Annotated in this window: 9 protein-coding genes; 2 read left to right on the top strand and 7 right to left on the bottom strand. The window is 69.7% G+C overall.

The annotated features are described in order from the left end of the window. Both Q0C81_RS13925 and Q0C81_RS13920 read right to left on the bottom strand, forming a co-directional pair. A partial coding sequence (locus Q0C81_RS13925) for a sensor N-terminal transmembrane domain-containing protein (RefSeq protein WP_291839070.1) occupies positions 1-974 on the bottom strand: 974 nt, incomplete at its 3' end. Next, positions 943-1647: a response regulator transcription factor gene (locus Q0C81_RS13920; RefSeq protein ID WP_291839067.1), complete on the bottom strand. Its 705-nt coding sequence runs from the start codon at positions 1645-1647 to the stop codon at positions 943-945. The genes Q0C81_RS13925 and Q0C81_RS13920, both read right to left, overlap by 32 nt. Before the next feature lie 176 nt (positions 1648-1823). Between Q0C81_RS13920 and Q0C81_RS13915 the strand changes: the two genes are divergently transcribed. Next, positions 1824-3539, top strand: a complete 1716-nt coding sequence (locus tag Q0C81_RS13915) for a hypothetical protein (RefSeq protein WP_291839060.1) — start codon at positions 1824-1826, stop codon at positions 3537-3539. A gap of 3 nt (positions 3540-3542) precedes the next feature. On the opposite strand, the gene Q0C81_RS13910 is transcribed toward Q0C81_RS13915, so the two are convergent. After that, entirely contained in the window at positions 3543-3887 is a 345-nt protein-coding gene (locus Q0C81_RS13910) for a zf-TFIIB domain-containing protein (protein ID WP_291839058.1), read from the bottom strand. A gap of 116 nt (positions 3888-4003) precedes the next feature. Here Q0C81_RS13910 and Q0C81_RS13905 point away from each other — a divergent pair, with 116 nt between their 5' ends. Continuing rightward, entirely contained in the window at positions 4004-4474 is a 471-nt protein-coding gene (locus Q0C81_RS13905) for a PaaI family thioesterase (protein WP_291839054.1), read from the top strand. Positions 4475-4484: 10 nt separating this feature from the next. Here the strand turns inward: Q0C81_RS13905 and Q0C81_RS13900 are convergent, their stop codons facing one another. From Q0C81_RS13900 to Q0C81_RS13885, 4 genes are read right to left on the bottom strand one after another with little or no spacing between them, the layout of a single operon-like run. Beyond that, positions 4485-5141 (bottom strand): glutathione S-transferase family protein, encoded by a 657-nt coding sequence (locus Q0C81_RS13900; protein WP_291839052.1) that lies wholly within the window; start codon positions 5139-5141, stop codon positions 4485-4487. Further along, positions 5141-5608 carry an SRPBCC domain-containing protein gene (locus Q0C81_RS13895; protein ID WP_291839049.1) on the bottom strand — a complete coding sequence of 156 codons (468 nt, stop codon included), beginning with the start codon at positions 5606-5608 and terminating at the stop codon, positions 5141-5143. Before Q0C81_RS13895 ends, Q0C81_RS13900 begins: the two co-directional genes overlap by 1 nt. Next, positions 5605-6270: a dihydrofolate reductase family protein gene (locus tag Q0C81_RS13890; protein WP_291839046.1), complete on the bottom strand. Its 666-nt coding sequence runs from the start codon at positions 6268-6270 to the stop codon at positions 5605-5607. Before Q0C81_RS13890 ends, Q0C81_RS13895 begins: the two co-directional genes overlap by 4 nt. Further along, entirely contained in the window at positions 6270-6767 is a 498-nt protein-coding gene (locus Q0C81_RS13885) for an SRPBCC family protein (RefSeq protein ID WP_291839043.1), read from the bottom strand. Before Q0C81_RS13885 ends, Q0C81_RS13890 begins: the two co-directional genes overlap by 1 nt. Positions 6768-6865: the final 98 nt, after the last annotated feature.

Here is a 6865-nt window from a genome sequence, read left to right as displayed (position 1 = left end):
GTCAGGGGGTTCTTGATCTCGTGACTGACGTCGGCGGCGAAGGCCTCGATGGCGTCCATCCGGGCGGACAGGGTCTCGGTCATGGACTCCAGCGACCGGGCCAGGTCGCCGATCTCGTCCTTGCGGCTTTCCAGGTCGGGCAGGGAGATGGCTCGCGCCCGCTGCAGACGGACCTCGTCGGCGGCGGCGGACAGCCGCATCACCGGCCGGGCGACGAACAGGTGCAGCAGCAGCGACCCCAGCAGGTTCACGAACAGGGCCACCAGGGCGAAGGGCATCAGGGCGCGGCGCTGGGCGCCGATGGTCTCGTCGACATCGCCGGCCTCCAGCGTCAGGACGCCGAGCACCATCTGGACGTGACGGACGGGAATGGAGACCGACACCACGCGGTCGCCGCTCTCCGAGGTGCGCACCTCGGCCTGGGGCTGACCTTCCAGCGCCCCTTCGACCTCGGCGGCGAGGGCGAGGCGGGCGCGTTCGGCCTTCTGGCTGTCACCCGCCACCGCCGCATCATCGGGCGCGGCCACCGGCGAACCCGCGGGCCGGGCGTCAGGCAGGGGTTCGCCGGGGATGGCCTCGGTCACCCAGTAGCTGTCGGCCACCAGGATGCCGTCCACATCGAACAGGCGCGCGCGCTGGCCGGCGGGAATGAAGTTGTCGCGCAGCCAGCGGCTGGCCTCGATCGGGTCCAGCGCCGGGATCGGTTCGCCGCGGGTGACGCCGATCTGGGGCTCGCCGAGCACGCGCACCAGCAGTTCGGCCTGGGCCGCCAGCGTCTCCTGCCGGGACTCGATCAGGCCCCGCTGCCATTCGTTCAGGAGCAGGGCCCCGACGAACAGGATCAGCAGGCTGAGCAGGTTGAGCGCGAGAATCAGGCCGCCGAGACGCGACCCGCCGAACCGCTTGGGTCGGCGGGGCCGGCCGTCTCCGGCCCGCGCCGGATCAGCTTTCGCGGTAACGGTATCCGACGCCATACAGGGTCTCGATCGCGTCGAACTCGGGATCGACGACCCTGAACTTCTTGCGCATGCGCTTCACGTGGCTGTCGATGGTGCGGTCATCGACATAGACCTGATCGTCGTAGGCGGCGTCCATCAGGTTGTCGCGGCTCTTCACGAAGCCGGGACGCTGGGCCAGGGCCTGCAGCAGCAGGAATTCGGTGACCGTCAGCTTCACCGGACGGCCGTCCCAGGTGCTTTCGTGGCGCGCCGGGTCCATCGTCAGCTTGCCGCGCTTGATGGCCTTGTTCGAGTTCTCGGCGCTGGGCTCGGGCTCGCCGCCGTCGGCGCCGGTGCGGCGCAACAGGGCCTTCACCCGTTCGATCAGCAGGCGCTGGCTGAAGGGCTTGTGGATGTAGTCGTCGGCGCCGAGGTTGAAGCCGAGGATCTCGTCGATCTCCTCGTCCTTCGACGTCAGCATGATGACCGGGATCTGGGAGGTCTGGCGCAGGCGGCGCAGCACTTCCATGCCGTCCATGCGGGGCATCTTCACATCGAGGATGGCCAGATCCGGCGGCGACGCCTCCAGGGCTTCCAGTCCGGCGGCGCCGTCATGGTAGGCCGTGATCTTGTGGCCATGGCTTTCCAGCGCCAGCGAAACCGACGCCACGATGTTCTCGTCGTCGTCCACCAGGGTGATATTGGCCAAGTCGGCTTCTCCTTGCAGGCTCATCGTCCGCGCAATGAACGCACGGCAAGCGTAACCGTTCTACGTCATCGCGGTTACTTTACGGCGCAAAAGATGGGCCGCGTCGGCCAATTCCGCAACGAAACCCGCCCTTAAAGTCTCCGTCCCATGATCAGGAGGAACTGTCAGAGCGTTCCATGGCCGGCCCGATCCACTACGAAGTCTATATCCGCAAGACCGCGCCGTCGTCCTGGACCCTCCAGATCGCGACCGAGCATCGCGCCCATGCGATCGACACGGCCGAGGATCTGCTGCGCGACGGCTATGCGGCGGCGGTGCGGGTGACCAAGGAAACCCTCGACCCCGACACCATGGAATTCAACAGCGTGACGGTGCTGACCCGCGGCGTCCCGGAGATGAAGGCCAAGCGGGTCACGGTGGAGGACGCCACGGGCCCGCGCTGCAGCACGCCCTACGACCTCTACGCGCCCATGGCCCGCGAACAGATCGGCCGCGTTCTGGAGGACTGGCTGCAGCGGCAGGGCGTGACCGCCTTCGAGCTTCTGCACCGGCCCGATCTGGCGGAACGGCTGGACGCCTCGGGCGTGGAGCTTCAGCACGCCATCCAGAAGGTCGCCGTGCCCGAAGCGCAGGCGGACGGAAAGCCGGTGCACGACCTGGTGCGACACTATCAGAAGCTGTCGGACGCGACGATCGAGCGGCTGGTCATGGCGGGCCGCAAGAACCGGTTCCCCAGCCTCGAGCATCATTCGCTCGCGGACCTGGCCCACCGACTGGAAGGTCAAGCCGAGCGCGCCTTCATCATGGGCGGCGTCGTCGCCGCGGCCCTGGCGGGGCTGAAGGACGGCCGGACGCGTCTGGACCGGCTGATGGACCTGGCCGACCGCGCGCCGGGCGACGGCCAGGCTCGCGCCATGGTGCTGGTCCCGATCGAACAGATCCTGTGCGAGATGCTGGGCTCGCGCGCCGGCCTGGCCGACATTCTGGGCCCGTCATTGGACCAGGGCGCGGCCATGGCGGCCGTGGTTCGCATGGTGGCCCCGCGCGAGGTGGGAATTCTGGTTCGGCACGATCCGCGCATGGCCTTGCACGTCCCCGCCGTGGAAGGCCCCGCCGCCCGGCTGGGGGCGCGCATCGAGATCGCCGAATTCCCCCTGCTGTCGGCCGCCCTGGCCCGGATGGTGCTGCGCGAGCTGATGAGCCCGCGCCGCCTGCGGCCCAACGACGCCGCCGGCGAGATCGACATCCTGCGGGCGCTGGCGACCTGTCTGACCGCCACCGCCGGGCGGCTGCTGACGCTGGAAGAGGTCCAGAACGCCTTCAACGAGCGGTCCAAGGCCCTGGTCACCGCCGATTTCGTCGCCGCCTACGTCAAGACCTGCCGCACGGTCCTGTGCGAGGCCGAGGCCCTGACCCGGCTGTGCGAGAACGTCACCGGCGTGGCCAACAAGCGGTCCGCCGCGCGCTGGCTGTCGGCCTGCGTCGGCTCGCTGCGCTTTGAAACCGAGATGCGGCAGGCGGGCGGGCAGACGGCGGCGCAGAAGCTGGGCGTTCTGGCCGTCCTGCAGCGGGCGGTGCGCGCCTGCGGCCTGTCGGACAAGGACGAGGCCGACATCACCGAGGCGATCGGCAAGGTGGGGGGCGCCGTCGAGGCGGAGGCGCGGATCGTGGCCATGCTGTCCCGCTCGCCGGCCCCCGCGCCGCAAAAGCTGGTGGTGCTGCTGCGGCTGGCGGCGGGCGAGACGGCGCCGCTGGGCCCCGCGGCTGATCGGGCCAAGGCCGAGGCGATCAAGCTGTTCCGCGCACCCGAGGCCCGGGCCGCGCTGGCCGCGCAGCCCGAGGTTCTGGCCCCGCTGAAGACCCTGATGAAGGCGGCCGGCCTGGCCGCCTAGGCGTCAGTCGAAAATGTCGAAGATGCTGTCGCGCTTCCTCTTTTTGTATTTGTAGTCGTCGTCGTGGCGGTAGCGGTCGTCCCGGCGATGGTCGTCGCGATAGCCCTGCGGCTGGCCGCCCCACGGCTGCTGCGCCTGTTGCGGCGGATAGGGAGCCTGGGGCTGGGGCGCCGGCGCGGCCTGCGGGGCCGAGGCGCGGCCTTCAGCGGTCGCGGACTCCATCAGCTTTTCCAGCTCGCCGCGGTCCAGCCAGACGCCCCGGCAATTCGGGCACATGTCGAACTGGACGCCGCCGCGTTCCAGCGTCTGCATCGCGGCGTTGTCGTTGGGGCACATCAGAAGCGGCATCGGGGTTTCCTCCGGTGGTTTCCCCACAGCTACGTGCGGGACGGTGGAACGGCCACCCCCGCGCGGCGATCCGCCGCGTGCTTGCGTCGGATCGCCGACCCCCTAACTGTGACGCCATGACCGATACGCCGAAGACCACCGCCGAAGCCGTCGGACGCCTGCCCGGCCGCGAGGTCCTGCAGGCCGTGCTGGACGGAAAGCTGCCGCCCGCCACCATCAGCACCACCCTGGACTTCGACCTGGTCGAGGTCGGCGAGGGCTTCGCCGCGTTTGAAGGGCGGACCGGGCCGCACATCCTCAACCCGCAGGGCACGGTCCACGGCGGCTGGGCCCTGACGCTGATCGACAGCGCCACGGGCTGCGCGGCCCATTCGCTGCTGCCGGCGGGGGTCAGTTATTCGACCCTGTCGACCCAGGCCAATTTCACCCGGCCGATCACCGCCGACGCCGGCCGGGTCCGCTGCGAGGGCCGGGTGGTCAACGCCGGACGCCAGATCATCACCGCCGAGGCGACGGTGAAGGATGAAGCCGGCCGCCTGCTGGCGCACGGCCTGTCGACCCTGATGGTGCTGCAGCCGAGGCCTTGAGCGCCTTGGCCTAGTCCTCAGGCAGAGGGGCGGGCATCAGATTTCCGAACGGCGCGGCGTCTTCCAGTGCGTGCACGAAACTGGGCCGCGCCATCAGCCGTGCGTGCCAGGCCCGCAGCCGGGGCCGGTCGCCGAACGGGACCAGCCGCCGGGCGTAGGTCATCAGCGGTGCAGCTCCGCAGTCGGCCAGGGTGAAGGTCTCGCCCGCGCCCCAGGTCCGGCCGTCGCCCAGCCGCGCCTCCAGCATGTCCCAGGCGCTTTCCAGCTCCTTCGCATCCAGCGCCATCGCCGTCTCGTTCGGCGTGCCGGCGCGGCCCAGCCGGTTGAAGACGATCCTGTTCATGTTGCCCCCGACATAGGTGTCCAGGATGCGGTCGATGAAGCGCGCCTCAAGGGCCAGGTCAGGATCGGCAGGGATCAGCCGCCCGCCGCCCGCCAGCCGGTCCAGGTATTCGATGACGATGCTGGACTCGATCACCGTGCGGCCCGCCGCCGTGTCCACCAGCGCGGGCATCTTGGCGAAGGGCGACACGGCCATGAAGCCTTCCATGGCCTCCGGCGAACCGTCCACCAGCTTCAGCTCGAACGGCAGGCCCAGTTCGTACAGGGCGACCGCGGTCTTCTGCCCGTATCCGGCATAGGGGTGGGACCACAGGATCAGGGCCATCAGACAGTCTCCTCGTTCGCGGCCAGCCAGTCGGCCATCTGTTGCATTCCGACGGCCGTGCCTTCCTCGCGCTCGGCCCAGCCGTCCTGGCCGAAATAGACGCCCTGCTCGTTGAAGATCAGCCGCGCCCCGTCCCCGTCGGCCAGGATCTCGACCGAGGCGAGGGAGGCCGACAGCTTGCGGCCGCCCACCGTCATGACGAAGGCGAAGATGAAGCGGCGGCCCTCGACGATGTCGAGATAGGTCCCCTCGAACAGATGCTCGCCGTCCTCGCCGCCGCCCCGGCTGACCTCCTTGCCGCCGACGCGGAAGTCCAGATGTTCGATCATCGGCGAGGCGACGTGCTCGCAGCCCATCCAGCGCTGCTTGATCTCGCGGTCGGTGAAGGCGCGGAAGACCCGCTCGGGGCGGGCATCGTAACGGCGCTTGATCGTGAAGGCGCCGAAGACGAGGCGGTCGTCGGTCATGCCTCGCCTCGCCGGCCGATGCGCACGATCTCCAGATGGGTCGCCCGCTCGCCCGCGGTTGATCTGCCGATCTCGTAACCGAGCGCGGGCAGATCCAGCCCGTCCCAGAACGCCTCGCCCCGGCCCAGCAGCACCGGCGAGACGGCGAGGTGCAGCACGTCGATCAGCCCGGCCCGCAGGTACTGGCGGACGGTCTCGGTTCCGCCGCCGATGCGGATGTCCCGGTCGCCGGCCGCGGCGCGCGCCTTTTCCAGCGCCGCCTCGATCCCGCCGGTCTCGAAATGGAAGACCGTGCCGCCCTTCATCTCGAGCGGCGCGCGCGGGTGGTGGGTCAGGACATAGACCGGACAGTGATAGGGCGGCTCCTCGCCCCACCAGCCCTCCCAGCCGTCATCGACCCAGGGGCCGCGCGAGTGTGCGAACATGTTGCGGCCCAGGATCCAGGCCCCGAGGCCGGCCATGCCGCGCTCGGCGAACCCGTGGTCGATCCCGTCCGCGCCCTTGCCGTCGCCGTACATCGCCTGGAAGGTCCGGGTCGGAAAGAACCAGTCGTGCAGCCGCTCGCCGCCGACGCCCAGAGGCGCCTCCAGGCTCTGGTCCGGCCCCGCGCCGAACCCGTCGGCGGAGATCGCGAAGCTGCTGACGCGAACCTTGCCGGCCATCACGCCTGCGCCTTCAACTCGCGGCCGAGCGCATCCAGCATCTCGCCGCAGCCGTGCTCGCGCAGCGGGATGTGATCCGCCCCGTCCGGACCGAAGAAGGCGCCCTGCTCGGTATAGATCAGGCGCGTGCCGGAGCCGTCGGCGACCAGTTCGATCGTGGCCAGGGAGGCGGAGGCGCGCTCCTTCTCCCCGCCCACCATCCGGCCCATCACATAGCTGGTGATGATCCGGCTGTTCTCGACGATGTCGAGGTATTCGGTGTCGTTGAACCAGGTGTCGTTGGTCTCGTCGCCGAACCGGAACCTGCCGCCGGCGCTGCCGCCGACGCGGAAGTCGTGGGACCAGTCATGGATGGTCCAGCCCTCGCCGTCGACGAACCAGCGGCGGAAGGCGGCCGGATCGGCATAGGCGCGAAACACTCGTTCGGGCGAGGCGTCATAGCGGCGCTTGATCGTGAAGGTCCCGTGGGCGAGGACCGGCGTGTCCGGGGTCGTCATGGTCAGGTCTCCGTCTCTGGTTTGGTTTCGTCCAGGAAGGCGCCCAGCCGGTCGAGACTGCGTTCGACGGACCGGCGCCGGTCATTGAGCCAGCGTTC

Origin of the sequence: Brevundimonas sp. (assembly GCF_023259385.1) — a bacterium.
In the GTDB taxonomy this organism is placed as follows: Bacteria; Pseudomonadota; Alphaproteobacteria; order Caulobacterales; family Caulobacteraceae; genus Brevundimonas.
The sequence above is the reverse complement of the archived record's forward strand: the minus strand, read 5'-3'. Positions and strand labels throughout refer to the sequence as shown.